23 protein-coding genes are annotated in these 20576 nt (G+C 66.8%); 7 read left to right on the top strand and 16 right to left on the bottom strand.

From position 1 onward, the window contains the following. Window positions 1–10: 10 nt before the first annotated feature. From WS49_RS15005 to WS49_RS14965, 9 genes are all read right to left on the bottom strand, one after another. Window positions 11–637 carry a DUF47 domain-containing protein gene (locus WS49_RS15005; RefSeq protein WP_044847234.1) on the bottom strand — a complete coding sequence of 209 codons (627 nt, stop codon included), beginning with the start codon at window positions 635–637 and terminating at the stop codon, window positions 11–13. A gap of 146 nt (window positions 638–783) precedes the next feature. Further along, on the bottom strand, window positions 784–2166 hold the full coding sequence (locus WS49_RS15000; protein WP_044847233.1) for a replicative DNA helicase: 1383 nt from the start codon (window positions 2164–2166) through the stop codon (window positions 784–786). A 135-nt stretch (window positions 2167–2301) separates the two neighbouring features. Beyond that, window positions 2302–2754, bottom strand: a complete 453-nt coding sequence (gene rplI / locus WS49_RS14995; protein ID WP_047900882.1) for a 50S ribosomal protein L9 — start codon at window positions 2752–2754, stop codon at window positions 2302–2304. A gap of 27 nt (window positions 2755–2781) precedes the next feature. Next, on the bottom strand, window positions 2782–3057 hold the full coding sequence (gene rpsR, locus WS49_RS14990) for a 30S ribosomal protein S18 (RefSeq protein ID WP_004193360.1): 276 nt from the start codon (window positions 3055–3057) through the stop codon (window positions 2782–2784). A 4-nt stretch (window positions 3058–3061) separates the two neighbouring features. Then, on the bottom strand, window positions 3062–3361 hold the full coding sequence (gene priB, locus WS49_RS14985; protein WP_006486250.1) for a primosomal replication protein N: 300 nt from the start codon (window positions 3359–3361) through the stop codon (window positions 3062–3064). Between the two features lie 40 nt (window positions 3362–3401). Next, on the bottom strand, window positions 3402–3776 hold the full coding sequence (rpsF, locus tag WS49_RS14980; protein WP_006755436.1) for a 30S ribosomal protein S6: 375 nt from the start codon (window positions 3774–3776) through the stop codon (window positions 3402–3404). 243 nt (window positions 3777–4019) lie between these two features. After that, window positions 4020–4919, bottom strand: coding sequence for a zf-HC2 domain-containing protein (locus WS49_RS14975; RefSeq protein WP_059529800.1), 900 nt, complete (start codon window positions 4917–4919; stop codon window positions 4020–4022). Next, complete coding sequence (locus tag WS49_RS14970; protein WP_059529797.1) at window positions 4909–5556, bottom strand: RNA polymerase sigma factor; 648 nt, start codon at window positions 5554–5556, stop codon at window positions 4909–4911. The genes WS49_RS14975 and WS49_RS14970 overlap by 11 nt, the downstream gene beginning before the upstream one ends. A 162-nt stretch (window positions 5557–5718) precedes the next feature. Next, window positions 5719–6630 carry a LysR family transcriptional regulator gene (locus WS49_RS14965; RefSeq protein WP_059529794.1) on the bottom strand — a complete coding sequence of 304 codons (912 nt, stop codon included), beginning with the start codon at window positions 6628–6630 and terminating at the stop codon, window positions 5719–5721. A 172-nt stretch (window positions 6631–6802) separates the two neighbouring features. Between WS49_RS14965 and gcl the strand changes: the two genes are divergently transcribed. The 4 genes from gcl (at window position 6803) to lysM (ending at window position 11293) form a co-directional block, all read left to right on the top strand. Then, entirely contained in the window at window positions 6803–8578 is a 1776-nt protein-coding gene (gene gcl, locus WS49_RS14960) for a glyoxylate carboligase (RefSeq protein ID WP_059529790.1), read from the top strand. A gap of 44 nt (window positions 8579–8622) precedes the next feature. Further along, on the top strand, window positions 8623–9432 hold the full coding sequence (gene hyi / locus WS49_RS14955; protein WP_059529787.1) for a hydroxypyruvate isomerase: 810 nt from the start codon (window positions 8623–8625) through the stop codon (window positions 9430–9432). Between the two features lie 34 nt (window positions 9433–9466). After that, window positions 9467–10366, top strand: a complete 900-nt coding sequence (locus WS49_RS14950; protein WP_257127667.1) for a 2-hydroxy-3-oxopropionate reductase — start codon at window positions 9467–9469, stop codon at window positions 10364–10366. A 456-nt stretch (window positions 10367–10822) separates the two neighbouring features. Then, entirely contained in the window at window positions 10823–11293 is a 471-nt protein-coding gene (lysM, locus tag WS49_RS14945) for a peptidoglycan-binding protein LysM (RefSeq protein ID WP_021162125.1), read from the top strand. A gap of 83 nt (window positions 11294–11376) precedes the next feature. On the opposite strand, the gene WS49_RS14940 is transcribed toward lysM, so the two are convergent. Beyond that, entirely contained in the window at window positions 11377–12399 is a 1023-nt protein-coding gene (locus tag WS49_RS14940) for an asparaginase (protein ID WP_059529782.1), read from the bottom strand. 271 nt (window positions 12400–12670) lie between these two features. On the opposite strand from WS49_RS14940, the gene WS49_RS14935 reads away from it, so the two are divergent. The 3 genes from WS49_RS14935 to WS49_RS14925 all read left to right on the top strand — a co-directional run bounded on the left by WS49_RS14935 (window position 12671) and on the right by WS49_RS14925 (window position 14549). Further along, window positions 12671–12961, top strand: coding sequence for a PsiF family protein (locus WS49_RS14935; protein ID WP_044843641.1), 291 nt, complete (start codon window positions 12671–12673; stop codon window positions 12959–12961). A gap of 311 nt (window positions 12962–13272) precedes the next feature. Next, window positions 13273–13734: a hypothetical protein gene (locus WS49_RS14930; protein WP_059529779.1), complete on the top strand. Its 462-nt coding sequence runs from the start codon at window positions 13273–13275 to the stop codon at window positions 13732–13734. Between the two features lie 227 nt (window positions 13735–13961). Continuing rightward, complete coding sequence (locus tag WS49_RS14925; RefSeq protein ID WP_059449922.1) at window positions 13962–14549, top strand: BPSL1445 family SYLF domain-containing lipoprotein; 588 nt, start codon at window positions 13962–13964, stop codon at window positions 14547–14549. 99 nt (window positions 14550–14648) lie between these two features. On the opposite strand, the gene WS49_RS14920 is transcribed toward WS49_RS14925, so the two are convergent. The 6 genes from WS49_RS14920 to WS49_RS14895 all read right to left on the bottom strand — a co-directional run bounded on the left by WS49_RS14920 (window position 14649) and on the right by WS49_RS14895 (window position 20501). Next, a complete protein-coding gene (locus tag WS49_RS14920) occupies window positions 14649–15713 on the bottom strand; it encodes a glycosyltransferase family 4 protein (RefSeq protein WP_059529776.1) in 1065 nt (354 codons plus the stop codon). 299 nt (window positions 15714–16012) lie between these two features. Then, a complete protein-coding gene (locus tag WS49_RS14915) occupies window positions 16013–17188 on the bottom strand; it encodes an AAA family ATPase (RefSeq protein WP_059529773.1) in 1176 nt (391 codons plus the stop codon). Window positions 17189–17221: 33 nt separating this feature from the next. After that, complete coding sequence (locus WS49_RS14910) at window positions 17222–18394, bottom strand: mechanosensitive ion channel family protein (RefSeq protein ID WP_059529770.1); 1173 nt, start codon at window positions 18392–18394, stop codon at window positions 17222–17224. A 96-nt stretch (window positions 18395–18490) separates the two neighbouring features. Beyond that, window positions 18491–18847, bottom strand: coding sequence for a Rap1a/Tai family immunity protein (locus tag WS49_RS14905; RefSeq protein ID WP_006755340.1), 357 nt, complete (start codon window positions 18845–18847; stop codon window positions 18491–18493). Between the two features lie 120 nt (window positions 18848–18967). Then, window positions 18968–19678 (bottom strand): ankyrin repeat domain-containing protein, encoded by a 711-nt coding sequence (locus tag WS49_RS14900; RefSeq protein WP_059529767.1) that lies wholly within the window; start codon window positions 19676–19678, stop codon window positions 18968–18970. A 43-nt stretch (window positions 19679–19721) separates the two neighbouring features. After that, a complete protein-coding gene (locus tag WS49_RS14895; RefSeq protein ID WP_059529764.1) occupies window positions 19722–20501 on the bottom strand; it encodes a TatD family hydrolase in 780 nt (259 codons plus the stop codon). Window positions 20502–20576: the final 75 nt, after the last annotated feature.

The following is a 20576-nucleotide window of genomic DNA, read 5'->3' as shown; positions in this document are numbered from 1 at the left end:
CGTGATCCGCTCAGGCGTTTTCCAGCACGATGCCTTCGATGATGTTCGCGACGTCCTCGCACTTGTCGGTGATCTCCTCGAGCAGTTCGTAGATCGCCTTCAGCTTGATGAGCGTCTTCACGTCGTCTTCCTCGCGGAACAGCTTCGACATTGCCGCGCGCAGCACGCGATCGGCCTCCGACTCCCAGCGATCGATCTCCTCGCACTGCTTGAGGATCTGCGCCGACTGCTTCATGTCGGACAGCAATCCGACGGCCTGCTGCACGTGCTGCGCCGACTGCGTGACGATGTGCGCGAGCTGGCTCGCCTCGGACGTGACGGATTGCACGTCGTACAGCGATACGGCCGTCGCGACGTCCTCCATCAGGTCGAGGATGTCGTCCATCGTCGTGATCAGCTTGTGGATCTCGTCGCGATCGAGCGGCGTGATGAAGGTCTTGTGCAGCAGATCGATCGCTTCATGCGTCAGCTTGTCAGCGGCCTTCTCGGCGGTTTGCACGTTTTGCTTGTGAATCTCGGCGTCGGCGAGATTGTCGATCAGCAGTTCGAGCTCGCGGCCACCGGAAACGATGTGCTTCGCGTGCGCGTTGAAGAGTTCAAAGAACTTGCCCTCGGTGGGCATGAATCGACCGAACATGGGATTCCTGAGAGATTGTCAAACGACTGTCACGAAAACGGGCGATATTGTACCGTTTTCGGTTGCGACGCGACGCGCGCATATGCGCGCGCCGGGATTGGATACAACGCTTGGTGAAATAACGGTTTACATCTGGCGAAGAAGTGTTACTCGCCGTAGAAGTTCTGCGCCCCCGCAAAGTTGTCGAACTTCGTGTATTGGCCCAGGAACGTGAGCCGAACGGGTCCGATCGGGCCGTTACGCTGCTTGCCGATGATGATTTCGGCCGTACCCTTGTCCGGGCTGTCCGGATTGTAGACCTCGTCACGATAGATGAACAGGATCACGTCCGCGTCCTGTTCGATTGCGCCCGATTCACGCAAATCGGACATCACCGGGCGCTTGTTCGGACGCTGTTCCAGCCCGCGGTTCAACTGCGACAGCGCGATCACCGGCACGTCCAGCTCCTTGGCCAGACTCTTCAGCGATCGCGAGATTTCCGAGATTTCGGTCGCGCGGTTCTCGCCCTGCGACGAACCCGACATCAGCTGCAGGTAGTCGACGATGATCAGGCCGAGCTTGCCGCACTGCCGAGCCAGGCGCCGCGCGCGCGAGCGCAATTCCATCGGGTTCAGGCCGCCCGTCTCGTCAATGAAGAGCTGCGCCTCGCTCATCTTCTGCACCGCGTGCGTCAGCTTCGGCCAGTCTTCGTCCGTCAGCCGGCCGGTACGCATCCGGTGCTGGTCGAGCCGGCCGATCGAGCCGAGCATACGCATCACAAGCTGGGTGCCCGGCATTTCCATCGAAAACACGGCTACCGGCAACCCGTACTCGACCGCGACGTATTCGCCGATGTTCATCGAAAACGCGGTCTTACCCATCGACGGCCGCCCTGCGACGATGATCAGTTCGCCGCCGTGCATCCCGGACGTCATCCGGTCGAGGTCGACGAAGCCCGTCGGCGTGCCCGTGACGTCGCTCGGGTTCGCGGTGTGATACAGCGTGTCGATGCGCTCGACGACCTGCGTGAGCAGCGGACCGATCTCGAGGAAACCCTGGTTGCCGCGCGCGCCCTCTTCGGCGATCGAGAACACCTTCGATTCGGCCTCGTCGAGCAACTGGCGAACTTCCTTGCCCTGCGGATTGAACGCGTCGGCCGAGATTTCGTCGGCGACCGAAACGAGCCGGCGCAGCACCGCGCGGTCGCGCACGATTTCCGCGTAGCGGCGGATGTTCGCGGCGCTCGGCGTGTTCTGCGCGAGTGCGTTCAGGTACGCGAGGCCGCCGACGTCGTCGGCCTTGCCGGACGTGGTCAGCGCTTCGTACACGGTCACGACGTCGGCCGGGCGCGTCGATGCGATCAGCCGGCCGATGTGCTCGTAGATGATCCGATGGTCGTAGCGATAGAAGTCGCCCTGCGACAGGAAGTCGGCAATCCGGTCCCATGCCGCGTTGTCGAGCAACAGGCCGCCGAGCACCGACTGCTCGGCTTCGACCGAATGCGGCGGGACTTTCAGCGATTCGATTTGAGGATCTTGCGGCGCGTTCATGGGTTGGGATTATCGCGAATTGATCGCGGCAGCGCTACCGCTCCGGCGATCGGGCAATAAAAAAGGCAGGCCCCGGTTGCCCGGGCGCCTGCCCTTGTCCGGACGGCGGAAGCCGCCCGGAAAGCTTGCATACGCTTACGCGTGGTCGCCGATCACGTTGACCGTGACGTCGACGACGACGTCCGTGTGCAGCGCGACCTGAACGTTGTGCTCGCCGATCATCTTCAGCGGGCCTTCCGGCATGCGAACTTGCAGCTTCTCGACTTCGAAACCTGCCTTCTTCAGCAGTTCCGCGACGTCGCCGTTCGTGACCGAGCCGAACAGACGGCCGTCAACGCCCGACTTCTGCGTGATTTCGAACGACTGACCGTTCAGCTTCTCGCCGACTGCCTGCGATGCCGCCAGCTTTTCAGCGGCGATCTTTTCGAGTTCAGCGCGGCGAACTTCGAATTCGGCGATCGCTTCCTTCGTTGCACGGCGAGCCTTGCGGTTCGGGATCAGGAAGTTGCGAGCGTAACCGTCCTTGACCTTGACGATATCGCCCAGGTTGCCCAGATTGGCGACTTTTTCCAACAGAATGATTTGCATTCGAATTCTCCTTATTGCGTCGCCTGATTACGCCTTGTGCTGATCGGTGTACGGCAGCAGCGCGAGGAAACGCGCACGCTTGATTGCCGTGTCCAGCTGACGCTGATAGTGCGCCTTCGTACCCGTCAGACGAGCCGGCGTGATCTTGCCGTTTTCGCCGATGAAGTCCTTCAGCGTTTCCGTGTCCTTGTAGTCGATCTGCTCGACGCCGGCAGCCGTGAAACGGCAGAACTTCTTGCGCTTGAAGAGCGGGTTTTGTTGCTGACGACGCTTGTCGAATTTCTTACCAGTCGGGCGGGCCATGATTTCAGTCCTTTCCTATGTCCTGCAATGCAGTGATGTGAAACACCAAGGTTCTCGCGTTGCGGCTCTTCTTTGCCAGAAAGCCCGTGAACAGCGTTTCGACGCCCATCTCACGACTTTCCAGCTTGCCGCTCGCCTCACCGGCCGCCACCGCCTCGATCGTCATTTCGACCTGACGGGGAATGCCTGCTTCGACGACTTCCGTGCGGTGATGCAACGTGGCGCTTGCGATCGGAACACCTGCCGGCGTATATCGCACCGGTGCGCGTTCGACGACGCTCGCCGTCAATTGCAACCTGTTCACGTGAGTGGCGCGCTCCTTGATGGCTTAATGAGTGACGAACTTAAGCCTGCGCTTCGGTCGGCTGAGCTGCAGCCGCCTTCTTGGCTTCTTCGCGCTGAACTTCCTTCATCATCGGCGACGGGCCGGTCTCGGCCTTCTTCATCTTGACGATGAGGTGACGCAGCACGGCGTCGTTGAACTTGAACGCGTGTTCGAGTTCGTCGAGCGTCGTCTGGTCGCACTCGATGTTCATGCAGACGTAGTGAGCCTTCGCGAGTTTCTCGATCATGTAGGCCAGCTGGCGACGGCCCCAGTCTTCGACACGGTGGATCTGGCCGCCGTGCGTCGTGATCGTGGTCTTGTAACGCTCGATCATCGCGGGCACTTGCTCGCTCTGATCGGGGTGCACGATGAATACGATTTCGTAATGACGCATTACACACTCCTTGTGGATTAAAGCCACCCGGGCGTCTGAACCGGTGTGGCAAGTGAGAAGCCGAAGATTCTAACCCGGATACGGGGCGCATGCAACACCGATCGACGATTTCCGACCGGATTCGGCCATGTTTTCAAAGACTTGAACGGCGCCGACAGCCGAAAAGGCCGTCGGCGCGGCTGTTCATGAATCGGGGACGGAGCATCGCGCACGGGATGACGTGCCCGACGACGCGGCCTGCCGTCACTCGCTGCGCGCCCCGCCCAGCCGCGCGTCGAGCGCCGTCCTGAACGCGTCCAGCGCCGACGGTTCGGCGTCGGTCACGGCCCACCACGTCATCCCGGCCGCATCCCAGCGGTCGAGCGCGTAACCCTGCGACACGGCCGCATACGGCGCAGCCTGCCGCCCGACGCCGGCCGGCCACACGTACACGTCGATCACGTGTTGCCGGTACCGGTAGACGAGCACTGCGACGCGGCGCCGCCCGACGTAGTCGAGCCGCCCGCCGGCCAGCGGAAAACCGCTCGCCGACAGGTCCTCGACCGGCGGCGCATAGTCGAGTCGGCCGTTGAACCACGGCTTGACCGTATGCCGATCGGTCGAGATCACGTCGATGTCGCGCGCCGACAGGCCGGCCCGAACGTGGCTCGCGACCAGTTCGTCGACCGTCTGGCCGGTTTCGGCGTGGCGCGTGGACACCACCATCCCGGCGGCCGCGGCCAGCGCGATCACCAGCGCCATGCCCCAGCCGAGCCCCGGCAGCGCCGGGACACGCGGCCCCGGCCCGGCAGGCGCCGGGCGAGCCGGCTCGCCGCGCCCGGTCGGCCATGAAAACCAGCGGCGACCGTTCGGTCGAGGCCGCGGCCGCGCCGCCGCGTCAGGCCTCGGTTCCGCGTGGGCTTGGCTGCGCTCCCCCGCGCCGCCCGCCGCCGGCAGCCCCGCGAGGATGCTCGCCCGCAGCGCATTCGGCGCGCGGTGATAGTCGGCCTGCCGCACGATCCGCCCCAGCGCGACGATTCGTTCGCGTTCGCGGCGGCACGCGTCGCACCCTTCGACATGCCGCTGGATGCGCAATGCATCGGGCGCCGACAGCTCGCGGTCGACGTCCGCGTCCAGCAACGCTCGCGCTTCGTTACAGTCCATCGATCGCCTCCGATGCGGTTCCGCTTGCCGACGCTCGTCCCGGCGCGGGTTTGGACGTCGACGCCGGCGCCGCCGCGTCGCCCAGCAGCGCGGCGAGCCTGCGCCGGCCGCGCGCAAGCCGCGACATCACGGTGCCGACGGGCACGTCGGCGATCGCCGCGATCTCGCGGTAACTCAAATCCTCCATCTCGCGCAGCACCAGCACCTCGCGATATTCGGGCGCCAGCTTCGCGAGCGCCGCATTCACGAGCCGCACGTTCTCGCCGCGCAGCAATTGCGCGAGCGGATCCTCGGTCGCCGGCTGCCAGTCGTCGGGCACCTCCGTGTCGTCGAGCGTGTCGGGCAATGCAACCTCGTGCGCGTGGGTGCGGCGGCGCCATTCGGTGTACCAGGTGTGGCGCACGATCGTCAGCAGCCACGGCCGCGCGTTGTCGCCGCGGCACGAGTCGACGAAGCGCAGCGCGCGCATGCACGCGTCCTGGACGACGTCGTCCGCGTCGCCCGCATTGCCGCTCAGCCAGCGTGCGAGGTTGTACGCGGCGTCGAGATGCGGCAGCACGAGCGCGCGAAACCGCTCGCCGCGCGCGACCGCGTCGTCCTCCGTCCGTTCGTCGACCGCCTGTCCGGCTTGCCCCACATGGCCTCCCTCGTCCCGGCGGCCGAAGCCGCGCCCGTTCCGCGCCCGGTGCCCGGACAGACCGGCAGCGTGCGCACTCGATGACCTTACCGCCGCTGCGTCGAGTTTATTCCCGCATGCAGCCGACGATGCGCAAAAAAATGCCGGAACCTGCCGCGCCCGTTACGGTGTGGTGCTCCAGTAGCCGGGGCGCGCATACGCTTCGCGCAGGTAGTCGATGAAGTAGCGCACGCGCGCGGGCACGTAGCGCTGCTGCGGATAGACCGCGAGGATGTCGTAGTCCGGCAGCGCATATTCGTCGAGCACCGTCTCGAGTTCGCCCGTCTCGAGCTGCGCGGCAATTTCCCAGGTCGAGCGCCAGCCGAGCCCGAGGCTTTCCGCCACCCAGCGGTGCAGCAGTTCGCCGTCGTTGCAGTCGAGATTGCCGGCCACCCGCATCGTCACGATCTTGCCGTGGCGCTGGAAATACCAGCCGCGGTTCTGGCCCCCCTGCAGGTTGAACGCGAGACAGTTGTGCCTGAGCAGGTCGTCGAGCGACTTCGGCCGGCCGTGGCGGCGGAAATAGTCGGGCGTGCCGCACACGACACGCCGGTTCGACGCGAGTTTGACCGCGACGAAGTTCGGGTCGACCGAGCCGCCGATCCGGATCGACAGGTCGTAGCCTTCGCGCACGAGATCGACGACGCGATCGGTCAGGTTGAACGACAGCTGCATTTCCGGCTTGTCGACGAGGAAACCGGGCGCGTGCGGCGCCACGTGCTTGCGGCCGAACGCGGCCGGCGCGGACACGATCAGGTGCCCGCTGACCGCGCGGCGGCCGGCGGCCAGCTCGTTCTCGGCCTGGTCCCATTCGGACAGCAGCCCGCGGCAGCGCTCGAGGAACGCGGCGCCCTCCTCGCTCACCACCAGCCGCCGCGTCGAGCGGTACATCAGCTTCACGCCGAGGCGCTTCTCCAGCGCGTCGATGCGCCGCCCGAGCACCACCGGCGACACGCCCTCCTCGAGCGCGGCCGCCGCGAGGCTGCCCGCGTCCGCGACCCGCACGAACGTCTCGATCTGCTTGAAACGATCCATCTCCCGTCTCCGTCCCGGCTCCGACACCGGCGGGAAAGCCCCGTCCGGCCGTCATTCCATACTTTTAGTTTCGAAATAAGCGACTTCGGCTGATCTTATCAAACCTTTCCTGCGTCCCTAAAGTGTTCCCAACAGACCGATTCGCAAGATCCGCACATTCAAGGAGACATTCATGGCCAAGATGAGAGCCGTCGACGCAGCCGTACTCGTGCTCGAGAAGGAAGGCATCCAGACCGCATTCGGCGTGCCGGGCGCGGCAATCAACCCGTTCTATTCCGCGATGCGCAAGTCGGGCGGCATCAGCCACGTGCTGGCCCGCCACGTCGAGGGTGCGTCGCACATGGCCGAAGGCTTCACGCGCGCCGCGCCGGGCAACATCGGCGTGTGCATCGGCACGTCGGGCCCCGCCGGCACCGACATGATCACCGGTCTCTACTCCGCATCGGCCGACTCGATTCCGATCCTCGCGATCACGGGCCAGGCGCCGCGTGCGCGCCTGTACAAGGAAGACTTCCAGGCCGTCGACATCGAGTCGATCGCGAAGCCCGTCACCAAATGGGCCGTCACGGTGCGCGAGCCCGCGCTGGTGCCGCGCGTGTTCCAGCAGGCGTTCCATCTGATGCGCTCGGGCCGCCCGGGCCCGGTGCTGGTCGACCTGCCGATCGACGTGCAGCTCGCCGAGATCGAATTCGACATCGACACGTACGAACCGCTGCCGGTCTACAAGCCCGCGGCGACCCGCGCGCAGATCGAGAAGGCGCTCGCGATGCTCAACGACGCGGACAAGCCGCTGATCGTGTCGGGCGGCGGCGTGCTCAACGCGGCGGCCGAAGACCTGCTCGTCCAGTTCGCCGAAACGATCGGCGTGCCCGTGATCCCGACGCTGATGTCGTGGGGCGCGATTCCGGACGACCACCCGCTGATGGCCGGCATGGTCGGCCTGCAGACGTCGCACCGCTACGGCAACGCGACGATGCTCGCGTCCGACTTCGTGCTCGGCATCGGCAACCGCTGGGCGAACCGCCACACGGGCAGCGTCGAGGTCTACACGAAGGGCCGCAAGTTCGTGCACGTCGACATCGAGCCGACCCAGATCGGCCGCGTGTTCGGCCCGGATCTCGGCATCGTGTCGGACGCGAAGGCCGCGCTGGAGCTGTTCGTCGCCGTCGCGCAGGAATGGAAGGCCGCCGGCAAGCTGAAGGATCGCAGCGCGTGGGTGTCCGAGTGCCAGGAACGCAAGCGCACGCTGCAGCGCAAGACCCACTTCGACAACGTGCCGGTCAAGCCGCAGCGCGTGTACGAAGAAATGAACAAGGTGTTCGGCCGCGACACGTGCTACGTCAGCACGATCGGCCTGTCGCAGATCGCCGCCGCGCAGTTCCTGCACGTGTTCAAGGCGCGCAACTGGATCAACTGCGGCCAGGCCGGCCCGCTCGGCTGGACGATCCCCGCCGCGCTCGGCGTGCGTGCGGCCGACCCGCGCCGTCCGATCGTCGCGCTGTCGGGCGACTACGACTTCCAGTTCATGATCGAGGAGCTGGCCGCCGGCGCGCAATTCAAGCTGCCGTACGTGCACGTCGTCGTGAACAACTCGTACCTCGGCCTGATTCGCCAGGCGCAGCGCGCGTTCGACATGGACTACTGCGTGCAGCTCGCGTTCGACAACGTCAACGCACCGGAGCTGAACGGCTATGGCGTCGACCACGTGGCGGTCGCCGAAGGCCTCGGCTGCAAGGCGCTGCGCGTGTTCAAGCCGGAAGAAATCGAGCCGGCGCTGAAGCAGGCGCAGGCGCTCGCGGAAGAGTTCAGCGTACCGGTCGTCGTCGAAGTGATCCTCGAGCGCGTGACGAACATCTCGATGGGCACCGAAATCGACGCGATCAACGAGTTCGAGGAACTCGCCGAGAAGGCCGAACACGCGCCGACCGCGATCTCGATGCTCGACTGATCCGCACGACATTTTTTGACTGACCGACCGAAGAGGCTTAGCTCATGCCGAAGTTTGCTGCAAACCTGACCATGCTGTTCAACGAAGTGCCGTTCCTCGACCGCTTCAAGGCGGCCGCCGACGCTGGCTTCGACGCCGTCGAGTTCCTGTTCCCGTATCCGTACGCGAAAGAGGAACTCGCCGAGCGGCTCGAGACGCACCGCCTGCGCCTCGTGCTGCACAACCTGCCCGCCGGCAACTGGGACCAGGGCGAGCGCGGCATCGCGTGCCTGCCCGATCGCGTCGGCGAGTTCCAGGAAGGGGTCGGCCGTGCGATCGAGTACGCGAAGGCGCTGAAGGTGCCGCAGCTGAACTGCCTCGTCGGCATTCCGTCGGCGAGCACGGCGCGCGACAAGACGTTCGTCACGATCGTCGACAACCTGCGCTTCGCCGCCGACGCGCTGAAGCGCGAAGGCATCCGCCTGCTGGTCGAGCCGTGCAACAGCTTCGACATCCCCGGTTTCGCGCTGAACCGCTCGTCCGAAGGGCTCGACGTGATCCGCGCGGTCGGCTCGGACAACCTGTTCCTGCAGTACGACATCTATCACATGCAGCGCATGGAAGGCGAACTGGCCGCGACGATCGAACGCAACCTCGCATCGATCGGCCACGTCCAGCTCGCGGACAACCCGGGTCGCGCCGAGCCGGGTACGGGCGAGATCAATTACGCGTTCCTGTTCGCGCTGCTCGACCGGCTCGGCTACGCCGGCTACGTCGGCTGCGAATACAAGCCCCGCACCACCACGACGGAAGGGCTCGGCTGGCTGCAAAGCGTCGCCGGCTGCGCACCGGGCTCGGCGCGTCGCGCCGCCTGAGATCCGCCTTTCCCTTTCGCCCCCTATAGGAGACATTCACATGGCAACCATCGGTTTCATCGGCCTCGGCATCATGGGCGCGCACATGGCGCGCAACCTGCTCAAGGGCGATCATCAGCTCGTCGTGAACGGTGCGTTCCCGATTCCCGACGACCTGCGCGCCAGCGCGAAGGTCGTCGCGAACTCGACCGAAGTCGCGCGGAACGCCGACATCATCATCTCGATGGTGCCGGACACGCCCGACGTGCGTAACGTGCTGTTCGCCGACGACGGCGTCGCGAAGGGCCTGACGGCCGGCAAGCTCGTGATCGACATGAGCTCGATCTCGCCGCTCGACACGCAGGAGTTCGCGAAGCAGATCAACGCGCTCGGCTGCGACTACCTCGACGCGCCGGTGTCCGGCGGCGAAGTCGGCGCCCGCGAAGCGACGCTGACGATCATGGTCGGCGGCCCGGAGAAGGCCTTCGAGCGCGCGAAGCCGCTGTTCGAGAAGATGGGCAAGAACATCACGCTCGTCGGCGACAACGGCGCGGGCCAGACCTGCAAGGTCGCGAACCAGATCATCGTCGCGCTGAACATCGAAGCGGTCGGCGAAGCGCTGCTGTTCGCCGCACGCTCGGGCGCCGATCCGGAGCGCGTGCGCCAGGCGCTGATGGGCGGCTTCGCCGCCTCGCGCATCCTCGAAGTGCACGGCGCGCGCATGACGAAGCGCACGTTCGATCCGGGCTTCCGCATCGAGTTGCATCAGAAGGACCTGAATCTCGCGCTCGACGGCGCACGCAAGCTCGGCCTCGCACTGCCGCACACGGCGAGCGCGCAGCAGCTGTTCAGCGTGTGCGCATCGCACGGCGGCAAGGCGTGGGATCACTCGGCACTCGTGCGTGCGCTCGAGATCATGTCGAACTTCGAGATCGGCCAGACGCCGGCCGCGTAACGCCGACGCAACGACGCGCGTATCGCTGCAACGGCGAACGCGCGACGCACACACGCGATCCGGCTGCGGCCGGTCGCATCGATGCGCGCCTGCGCGTGCATCACGGTGGGGCGCCCCGCCGCGCATTGCTGAAATGCGTGCGCGGCGGGGCGAAAAACGCCGCTCTGGGCTGAGAGCGGTGTGGTGGGGTCCGCAGCGGCACCCGGCGACGCCGGGGAAGCCTTGGTCGGTCAGACGTCGTCGTCGGGTGTCCGCCTGTCGGATTTCGCGTATTACATTTCTTTACGTTCGGGCGTGCGATTTTTCATGCAATCGTCGCGATGAACGCCTACACTTTCGCCACGCCTTTCGAGAAATCCGCCGCGCCTGCGCTCACTCCGGTGATTGCACCCAGCGCGGTGTTTTTTTCGCCACTTCACGGCGCGTTTTCTTTTCAACCACCTAGGGAGTGCAGCGATGGGTCTTCTTTCGTTTATCAAAGAGGCGGGTGAAAAACTGCTGGGTCACGCCGATGCGCAAGCAGCGGAAGATCCGAATGCCGCGAACCAGACCGCGGCCGATGCGATCAAGAACTACATCAACACACAAGGTCTCGACACGTCGAACCTGACCGTTGCGTTCGACGGCGCATCGCGCACCGTCACGCTGTCGGGCAGCGTCGCCGACCTCGACACGAAGGCGAAGGTCAAGGTCGCGGCCGGCAACGTGCAAGGCGTCGCGGGCGTCAACGACGACGATCTGCAGCCGGACGATCCGGAAGTTCAGTACCACGACGTGAAGCCGGGCGACACGCTGTCGGCGATCGCCAAGGAAGTGTACGGCGACGCGAACAAGTACCCGGCGATCTTCGAGGCGAACAAGCCGATGCTGTCGAGCCCGGACCGGATCTATCCGGGCCAGAAGCTCGTGATTCCGCCGCAGTCCTGAGCATTCGCGCAGCACTGACGCAAAAAAGGCAGGCCGATGGCCTGCCTTTTTTTCATGCGCGCCGCCCGATCGGCGGCCAGCGGTCACAGCGTGTCGAATGCGCGTTGCAGCGCGTCGCGCCCGTGCATGCCGTTCGCGAGCGCGAGCATCAGCAGCACGCGTGCCTTGAACGGGCTCAGCGACCCGGCGCTCACGAAACCGAGCGCGTCGTCGTTCGCGGCGCCGTTGCGCATCACGTGCCCCGAGCCGACGCGCGACGCACGCACCACGGCGACACCCGCTTTCGCCGCATCGGCGAGCGCCGCCTGCAGCGTCGCGTGGATCGACCCGTTGCCGGTGCCCGCGACGACGAGGCCGCGCACGCCGGCCGCGACGAGCGCGTCGACGGCCGTGCGCGTCACGCCCGCATAGCTCGCGACGACTTCGACCGGCGGCCACGTGGCCGCGATCGCCAGATACGCATCGCGCGAACGCGTCATGCGGCGCGCGAATTCGACGCGGCCGTCCTGCACCCAGCCGAGCGCGCCCAGTTCCGGCGACTGGAATGCGTCGACCGCGTAAGTGCTCGTCTTCACGACGTCGCGCGCGCCGTGGATCCGGTTGTTGAACGCGACGAGCACGCCCTGCCCGCGCGCGGCCGGGTGAGCGGCGACCGTCACCGCGTTCAGCAGGTTCAGCGGCCCGTCGGACGACAGTGCGGTGGCCGGCCGCATCGCGGCCGTCAGCACGACCGGCTTGTCGCCGGTCACGACCAGATGCAGCGCGTACGCAGTCTCCTCGAGCGTGTCGGTACCGTGGGTGATCACGATGCCGTCGATCGCCGGATCGGCCATCAGCGCGTCGATGCGCGCGGCGAGCGTATTCCACAGCGGCAGCGCGAGATCCTTGCTGTCGATGCTGGCGACCTGCTCGGCATCGATGCGCGCGACCGACGCGAGCGCCGGCACCGCGTCGAGCAGGAAATTGACGCCGAGCGCGCCGGCCTGATAGCCGGCCGTGCTGGCGGCGTCCGGCGCGGCGCCGGCGATCGTGCCGCCGGTGGCGAGTACGGCGATGCGCGGCAGCGCCGGCGCGGACGAAGAAGTTGCGGAGTTCGGAGTATTCATGGCCGCGATTGTAATGGCTCGCGGCGGGCATCCGGTAGGTCACGTGCGCGCGACCGGAGCCGAACGCGTCGCGTCATGGTTTGTCCCGATCGCCGGCGCGCGCGCGCCGTCAACGGCCACGCCGCCCGCCGCGTTATAGGAATGCCGTTTTGGTGTTTTCACATTGATTTGCCATAATCGGAGCGCGCGGCGCGATGTGACCCTGTTCCGTTGCGCCGGGCTTCGTGACGGCGTCGATATAAAACGCAATTCACCCCATGGGAGTGTCGAAATGAAAATCCAATCGCTCGTAGCCGCAGTGCTTCTCGGCGGCATGCTGGCTTCCCCCGCTTTCGCGGCGAACAGCCAGCAGGACAAGATGAAGGCCTGTAACACCCAGGCCGCCGGCAAGACGGGCGACGAACGCAAGGCGTTCATGAAGGACTGCCTGTCGGCCAAGCCCGCGAAGAAGATGTCGCAGCAGGAAAAGATGAAGGCCTGCAACACCCAGGCCGCCGACAAGAAGGGCGACGACCGCAAGGCGTTCATGAAGAGTTGCCTGAGCAGCCAGCCGGCCGCCTGAGTTCCGGCGCTCCCGCGCGAATGCCGCGCACCGCTTCGGCGGGCGCGGCATTTTTCTTTTCGTTGCACGCGCATCGACGCGCGCGATGACGCCGGATGCGTCGCCGTGCCGTCCGGACGACGGCATCGCCGCCGTCGCCATATGCTCCACCGCCCTCCCGCCGCAGCCCCGCGCGCGCCGTGCCGCCACATGGTGCGGCAATTCGCCGCGATTTCTTCTATGATGGCTGCAACGCGGCCCACCCAAGTACAAGAAGCGCCATCGGGCCGCCCTCGAGACGGACGCGCACGCCGCGTCAAACGGAGGCATGGATGGCATGGAGACAACACCGCTGGTTCCGCCGCTGGCTGATCGTGATCGTGTTCTGGGCCGTGCCCGTCGCGATCGTCGCCGTGCGCGAGATCCGCGAGGAAATGGCGTACAACAAGGCCGACCTGCAGCTCGCGCTGACCACCTGGCAGCTCACCGATGCACAGCAGGCGGCAGGCGCCGCCGCGAAGTGCCACGGCGACCCTGACGAGGCGCGCGCCGCCGGCTGCCCGGCCGACGTGCTGGCCGCCAACGCGGCACGTCAGCAGGCGGCCCGGGACGAATACGTGGTGCGCCGCAATACGCTCGCCGGTTATCTGTGGCACGCATTCGTCGGCTACTGGGTCGTGCCGGCCGCGTTCCTGTTCGCGTGCGGGGTCGTGATCGCGCTGATCCGCCGCGCGCTGCGGCGCCCGCCGATCAAGCCGCCCGCCCCGCCGGCGCCGCCCGTCACGCCGCACTGACGCGCAGCAACGCCCCCTTTCCCTTTTCCTGCCGTCCCCGGCCGGCCGCGCGACGTATCGCCGTACGCGCGCCGGTCCGTCCGTTGGCGCGCCGCGACACCCCAAAACGATTTGACGCCTTTTCATGCGCGAATGAAAAGGGGTTGTAATCCACTGTGATATAACTGCCGACGTGATCCGCTCCTTGAGCGAGACTCACTCCGAACATCACCCGATGGAGAAGAACGATGCAAAAACGGAACCTTGTGCTGAAAGCCGCCGCTGCGCTCATCGTCGGCAGCCTTGCGCTCACCGGTTGCACCACCACCCCCGACAAGCCCGACAATGCCGCGACCAACGCGTCGAAGCGTCAGGCGATCGACTCGAGCGTCGATGCAACGCTGTCGCGCATGTATTCCACGGTCAAGGGTTCGCGCGAACTCGTCGCGAAGTCGCGCGGCGTGCTCGTGTTCCCGGACGTGATCCAGGCAGGCTTCATCGTCGGCGGCCAGACGGGCAACGGCGCGCTGCGCGTCGGCGGCAGCACGGTCGGCTACTACAACACGTCGTCGCTGTCGGTCGGCCTGCAGGCCGGCGCGCAGTCGAAGGCGATCGTGTTCCTGTTCATGACGCAGGAAGCGCTCGACGAATTCCGCGGCTCGGACGGCTGGGCAGCCGGCGCCGGTGCATCGGTCGCGCTCGTGAAGATGGGCGCGAACGGCGCGGTCGACACGACCACGGCCACCGCGCCGGTCCAGGTCATCGTGCTGACCAATGCCGGCCTGATGGGCGACGTGTCGATCAACGGCACGAAGGTCACGAAGCTGAAGATCTGACGCCGAGGCGTCCTCGCCCGTGCGCACCGCGCGCGGGCGATGTACAAACGGCGATGTCCTTACGGGCATCGCCGTTTTTTTATCCGCGCGCGTGACGCGTCAGGTCGTCGAATCGATCACCTTGAAGCGCGAGCGCTTCTGCGCGCGAATCAGCGACTGGTACACGTCGACATACTGCTGCGCCATCCGCCGCGACGTGAAGCGCTCCTCGAAGCGCTGCCGCACGCGTGCGCGCGGCAGCAGGTGCAGCCGGTTCACGGCGGCCACCGCGCTGATTTCGTCTTCGACGATGAAGCCCGACACGCCTTCGTCCAGCACCTCCGGCACCGCGCCGCGATTGAACGCGATCACCGGCGTGCCGCACGACATCGCCTCGATCATCACCAGCCCGAACGGCTCCGGCCAGTCGATCGGAAACAGCAGCGCATGCGCGCCCGACAGGAATTCGGCCTTCTGATGGTCGGCGATCTCGCCGATGTATTCCACGTGCGGGAGGGCGAACAGCGGCTTGATCTCGCGTTCGAAGTATTCCTGGTCCGCCGCGTCGATCTTCGCTGCGATCCGGATCGGCAGCCCGCACTGGCGTGCGATGCGGATCGCCGTGTCGACCCGCTTCTCCGGCGAGATGCGGCCGAGGAACGCGAGATAGCGCGGCTCGACGGGCTGCGGCAGGTACAGTGCGTCGGGCAGCCCGTGGTACACGGTCGTCAGCCATTTCGCCTGCGGCAGCGGCTGGCGCTGCGAATTCGAGATCGAGATCACCGGCGCGGTGTTGAACGTGTCGAACACCGGTTGCTGCTCCGGCAGGTCGAGCCGGCCGTGCAGCGTCGTCACGTACGGCGTGTCCTGCCGGTTGAAAACCGAAAACGAGTAGTAGTCCATGTGGAAATGGAGCACGTCGAAATCCTTCGCGCGGCGCGCGACCGTCTCCATCAGCAGCATGTGCGGGGCGACGCGATCGCGGATCGACGAGTCGAGCCGCAACGCGCGCGGCCACACCGGTTCGAGCCTGGCCCGGGTCGTCGAATCGCCGCTGGCGAACAGCGTCACGTCATGGCCGAGGTCGACGAGCGCCTCGGTGATGTAGGACACGACGCGTTCCGTGCCGCCGTACAGCTTCGGCGGCACGGATTCGGTCAGCGGGGCGATCTGGGCAATTCTCATGGTCCACGTCTCCTGTGTCCTCGGTCGGCCGGCACGGGGGGCAGATGCACGCCGCGCTGCGTGCGGCATGCGGCCGGCATCGCGCCGGCCGAATATCTCATTATTATTCGCGATCCCGATGCCCGGAAGCACCGGGCTTTCATTTTATGGGCGTTGTTACAGACAGGATACATTCGCCCGCAGGCCGCCCATACCGCTTCGGGGCGGCCGGCCCGGCGCGACGGGCATCCGGCGACGGGCATCCGACGGCGACCGTCCGACGGCCTGTCGCCGGCGGGCCGCGCACACCGCCCCGCCCGTCAGCGCGACGGCCACTTCCACGGCGGCAGGTCGCGCGTATCCGCGTCGACGAGCACGGTCGCGCCGAGCTGCTTGTCGAGCACCAGCGACTCGCAGCCGGCCTCGCGTTCGAGCGTCGCGATGAGCCGCGCCGCGTGCGACACGACCAGCACCTGCGAACGTTGCGCGGCCTGCGCGATCAGGCGGCCGAGCGCCGGCAGCAGATCGGGGTGCAGGCTCGTCTCGGGTTCGTTCAGCACCATCAGCGCGGGCGGCCGCGGCGTCAGCAGCGCGGCCGCGAGCAGCAGATAGCGCAGCGTGCCGTCCGACAGCTCGGCGGCCGACAATGGCCGAAGCAGCCCCGGCTGGCGCATCAGCACGTCGAAGCGGCCGCGGCCGCCCGGATTGTCGATGTCGATCGAGGCGCCGTGAAACGCGTCGTCGATCGCCGCATCGAGCGCGGCGGCATCCCCGATTTCGCGAATCGTCTGCAGCGCGGCGGCCAGGTCGGCACCGTCGCCCGCGAGCACCGGCGTGTGGGTGCCGATGTGCGACTGCCGGGCCGGCGCCTGCGCATCGGTGCGGAAATGGTCGTAGAAGCGCCACGACCGGATCCGCTCGCGCACCGCGATCATCTCCGGCGCGCCGACCGGATCGGCGAACTCGGTCATCATGCTGTCGAAGCTCGCGACCGGCTGCGGCACCGTGCGCCAGTCGCCCGCCGCGGTGCGCGCGCGAATCTGCGCGCCCTGCCGGTCGACCAGCATCGTCGACGGGCGCAGCAGCGCGCCGCCCCAGATGCATTCGCGCTTCACGACGGGATCGAGCGAGAACTGCGAACGGCTCGGGACCGGCAGGCCGAGATCGATCGCATAACCGAAATCGTCGCCCGCGAAACCGAGCTTGAGGCTCACGGGCCCGTTGCGCACCGTACCGGTCACCGGCATTTCGCCGCTCAGCATGGCGCGCGAAAAGCGCTCGGGGCCGGCCCACAGCGTCGACGGCAGCCCGCCTTCGCGCGCGAGCGACGGAATCACGCGCCCCTGCGCCGTATCGGCAAGCAGCCGCAGCGCGCGGTACACGCTCGACTTGCCGCTGCCGTTCGGCCCCGTGACGACGGTGAGCGCCGCGAGCGGCACGATCAGCTCGCGCAGCGAGCGGTAGTTGGCGATGGCGAGCGTGTTCAGCGCGGTCATGGAAAGGAAATGGCGGCGGGTGTCGGCACGCGTTCAGCGGCCTTCGGTGGCCTTCGGATCGGCCGCGGTGTTGGCCGCCGTGCTGGCGGCGGGCGGCCGCGCATGCGGCCGTTCGGGGTTCGGCTCGTCCAGCGCCGCATCGTGCGGATACAGCTCCATCCGGCTGCGCGGCAGGCATTGCGGAAAACGCGCCTGCAGGTAGGCGATCAAGCCCTCGCGCACGCGACAGCGCAGATCCCAGCACGCCGACGAGTCGGCCGCGCTGACGAGCGCGCGCAACTGCATCGTGCGCTCGGTCGCGTCGGTCACCTGCAGCACCTGCACGCGGCCGTCCCACTCGGGCGCCGCATGGACGAGCCGCGCGAGCTCCTCGCGCAGCGGCGCGAGCGGCGTGCGGTAGTCGACCGACAGGTACACCGTGCCGATGATCTCCGAGCTGCTGCGCGTCCAGTTCGTGAACGGATTTTCGATGATCCACTGCAGCGGAACGACGAGCCGGCGCTGGTCCCACAGCCGCACCGACACGAACGAGCCCGTGATTTCCTCGATGCGGCCCCACTCGCCCTGGATCACGACGACGTCGTCGAGCCGGATCGGCTGCGTGAGCGCGATCTGCAGCCCGGCGATCAGGTTGCCGAGCACCGGCCGCGCGGCGATGCCGGCAACCAGCCCCGCGACGCCGGCCGACGCCAGCAGGCTCGCGCCGACCTGGCGCACGTTCGGGAAGGTCATCAGCGCGGCGCCGGTGCCGATGATCACGATCAGCACCATGACGGTCCGCACGAGCACCTTGGCCTGCGTGTGGACGCGTCGTGCGTGGAGATTGTCGGCCGCGTCCATCGGATGGGCCTGGATGATCGCGTCGCCGACGCCGGCCGCGAGCCGCACCAGCAGCCAGGTCAGCGACACGATGGAGCCGACCGCGGCCGCGGTGCGCATCCCGCCCACGAACGACATGCCTTCGTCCGCCTGGATCCACAGGAACTCGAGCGCGAGCAGCGCGAGCGTGACGAGCGACGGTTTGTCGATGTAGCGCAGGATCACGCTCATCAACGGATACGGTTGCGCGATGCGCTTGACGATGCGTGCGCCGACACGGTGCACGATCACGACGACAAGCACGACGATGACCGACACGCCCAGCGTGCCGAGCCACGCATGCAATGGCGCATCGGCGATGCGCTGCAATTCCTCGATTGAAATCATCGGCGCCCGGGATGCTTCGGTTATGAGGCGCGGCGGCCTCGTCCTGGATGCGTCGGCGACGTCCGGGCAACGCGCGCGCCCGGCCGCGGCGTCAGATCAGCTGCCGCCCCTGCACGGGAACGCCTTGCCGAGACCGAGCGACACCGCGGTGCTCGCGTTGTAGTCGGCCAGCTTCGGGTTCTCCGCGATGTACTTGCGCACCGCGTCGGTCATCTGCTGCGCCCGGATGTCGGGCGGCAGGCAGAAATACTGCCCGACGCGCGGCCCCGTGGTGCCGCCGATCGCGTCGATCGTGTTGTAGACGCCATCGGCGGCGCCTTCGATGTAGGCCGCGCACGACGCCCGCGACTTGACGTCCGTCTTCGCGCACAGCCGGTCGAGATCCGCGCCCGTGAAAGCCGCCGCCGACAACGGCACGGCGAACGCCGCGGCACAAAACATAGCCCGCAACATGGTGTTCCTTATGTCAATGCGGCCCGGGGGCCGCTTGCTGCGCTGACCGGCGCGGCGGCCTCACGCCCGCGGACGGCCGGATTCCAGCCGTCCGGGCGCTGCGCCACCGCGCCGAAACCGTCATTTTGCACTCTTTTGGGCATCTGCCGGCGCCGACGCACCGATGCGCACCGTCCGCTTGCTCAGGATGTCGATCGCGTCCGGCGCCTTGTAGTGCTTCGCGAACTCGAGCGCGGTGATGCCGAGCTGGTTCTTCACCTGCGGATCGGCACCCTGGTCGAGCAGCAGGTTGACCGTCGTCGCGTGGTTCCCGCGCGCGGCCATCATCAGCGGCGTCGTGCCGTTCGGCGATGCGGTGTCGATATACGCGTCGTGGTCGAGCAGGATCTTGACGACCTCGTCCTGGCCGTTAGTCGCCGCGTAGTGCAGCGGCGCCCAGCCCTTCTTGCTGACTTCCGCGCCCTTGTCGATCAGCAGCTTGACGAGCCCGACGTCGCCGTTCAGCGACGCGAGCATCAGCGCGTTCTCGCCGGCCTTGTCTTCCTTCTCGAGGTCGACGTTCGGCGTCGTGGCGATCGCGGCGGCAACCTTGTCGGACTTCTCGCGCGCGGCGATCACGAGGATCGGGTCGCCGTTCGGCGCGAGCGTGTTCGGATCGAGCTTGCCGCTCTTGAGCTGCTTGCCGATGTCGGCGATGTCGTCGAACTTGACCGCCTTGACGATCGCGTCGAGCGACTCGGCATGCGCGCCGGCGGCGGCGAAGAGGCCGCTCGCGACGAGCGCGGCGGCGACGAGTGCGCGCTTGGGCAGATATGTGGTCGGCTTCGTCATTGTTGTGGGCTCCTTCCCTGGGTTGTCGGCTGGCCGCGCGTCGTTAGCGGGCGATCTTGAACAGCCGGAAAAAGTTCTGTGTCGTCGCATCGGCGAGCGCCTCGACGGCAATCCCGCGCTCGGATGCGATAAAGCGTCCGACATGGCTGACGTACGCAGGTTCATTCGGCTTGCCGCGATACGGCACCGGCGCGAGGTACGGCGAGTCGGTTTCGATCAACAGCCGGTCGAGCGGCACGCGCCGCGCGACGTCCTGCACGTCGGTCGCATTCTTGAACGTGACGATCCCCGACAGCGAGATATGGAAGTTCTGCGCGAGCGCCTGCTCGGCGACGGGCCACGGCTCGGTGAAGCAGTGCATCACGCCGCCCGGCACGTCCGCGCGCTCCTCGGCCATGATCCGCAGCGTGTCCTCCGACGACGAGCGCGTGTGGACAATCAGCGGCTTCATCGTCGCGGTCGCCGCGCGGATGTGCGTGCGAAAGCGTTCGCGCTGCCACTCCATGTCGGCGATCGAGCGGCCCTCGAGGCGATAGTAGTCGAGGCCCGTCTCGCCGATCGCGACGACCTTCGGGTGCGCGGCCAGCTCGATCAGTTCCGCGAGCGTCGGCTCCCGCGCGTCCTCGTGGTCCGGGTGCACGCCGACCGAAGCGTACACGTTGTCGTGCGCCTGCGCGATGGCGAGCACGTCGGGCAGCGTCTCGAAGTCGACCGACACGCACAGCGCGTGCGTGACGTCGTGCTCGCGCATGTTCTCCAGCACGGCAGGCAGGCGGTCGGCGAGACCCTTGAAATTGATGTGGCAGTGAGAGTCGACGAACATCGTGGTTCCTGAATACGGTTGGCGGGCGCTCATGCGCTCGCCGGCAATCGTTTCCTCACGCGAAGGAAACAATAC

The organism is Burkholderia sp. RF7-non_BP4, assembly GCF_001521935.1.
Lineage (GTDB): Bacteria > Pseudomonadota > Gammaproteobacteria > Burkholderiales > Burkholderiaceae > Burkholderia > Burkholderia diffusa.
This window is presented reverse-complemented; position numbering and strand designations above follow the sequence as displayed.

Bases quoted from the DNA above. Each gene is read 5' to 3' on its own strand.
- WS49_RS15005 (WP_044847234.1), bottom strand. From the start codon at position 637: ATGTTCGGTCGATTCATGCCCACCGAGGGCAAGTTCTTTGAACTCTTC.
- WS49_RS15000 (WP_044847233.1), bottom strand. From the start codon at position 2,166: ATGAACGCGCCGCAAGATCCTCAAATCGAATCGCTGAAAGTCCCGCCG.
- rplI (WP_047900882.1), bottom strand. From the start codon at position 2,754: ATGCAAATCATTCTGTTGGAAAAAGTCGCCAATCTGGGCAACCTGGGC.
- rpsR (WP_004193360.1), bottom strand. From the start codon at position 3,057: ATGGCCCGCCCGACTGGTAAGAAATTCGACAAGCGTCGTCAGCAACAA.
- rpsF (WP_006755436.1), bottom strand. From the start codon at position 3,776: ATGCGTCATTACGAAATCGTATTCATCGTGCACCCCGATCAGAGCGAG.
- WS49_RS14975 (WP_059529800.1), bottom strand. From the start codon at position 4,919: ATGGACTGTAACGAAGCGCGAGCGTTGCTGGACGCGGACGTCGACCGC.
- WS49_RS14965 (WP_059529794.1), bottom strand. From the start codon at position 6,630: ATGGATCGTTTCAAGCAGATCGAGACGTTCGTGCGGGTCGCGGACGCG.
- gcl (WP_059529790.1), top strand. From the start codon at position 6,803: ATGGCCAAGATGAGAGCCGTCGACGCAGCCGTACTCGTGCTCGAGAAG.
- hyi (WP_059529787.1), top strand. From the start codon at position 8,623: ATGCCGAAGTTTGCTGCAAACCTGACCATGCTGTTCAACGAAGTGCCG.
- lysM (WP_021162125.1), top strand. From the start codon at position 10,823: ATGGGTCTTCTTTCGTTTATCAAAGAGGCGGGTGAAAAACTGCTGGGT.
- WS49_RS14940 (WP_059529782.1), bottom strand. From the start codon at position 12,399: ATGAATACTCCGAACTCCGCAACTTCTTCGTCCGCGCCGGCGCTGCCG.
- WS49_RS14935 (WP_044843641.1), top strand. From the start codon at position 12,671: ATGAAAATCCAATCGCTCGTAGCCGCAGTGCTTCTCGGCGGCATGCTG.
- WS49_RS14930 (WP_059529779.1), top strand. From the start codon at position 13,273: ATGGCATGGAGACAACACCGCTGGTTCCGCCGCTGGCTGATCGTGATC.
- WS49_RS14925 (WP_059449922.1), top strand. From the start codon at position 13,962: ATGCAAAAACGGAACCTTGTGCTGAAAGCCGCCGCTGCGCTCATCGTC.
- WS49_RS14920 (WP_059529776.1), bottom strand. From the start codon at position 15,713: ATGAGAATTGCCCAGATCGCCCCGCTGACCGAATCCGTGCCGCCGAAG.
- WS49_RS14915 (WP_059529773.1), bottom strand. From the start codon at position 17,188: ATGACCGCGCTGAACACGCTCGCCATCGCCAACTACCGCTCGCTGCGC.
- WS49_RS14910 (WP_059529770.1), bottom strand. From the start codon at position 18,394: ATGATTTCAATCGAGGAATTGCAGCGCATCGCCGATGCGCCATTGCAT.
- WS49_RS14905 (WP_006755340.1), bottom strand. From the start codon at position 18,847: ATGTTGCGGGCTATGTTTTGTGCCGCGGCGTTCGCCGTGCCGTTGTCG.
- WS49_RS14900 (WP_059529767.1), bottom strand. From the start codon at position 19,678: ATGACGAAGCCGACCACATATCTGCCCAAGCGCGCACTCGTCGCCGCC.
- WS49_RS14895 (WP_059529764.1), bottom strand. From the start codon at position 20,501: ATGTTCGTCGACTCTCACTGCCACATCAATTTCAAGGGTCTCGCCGAC.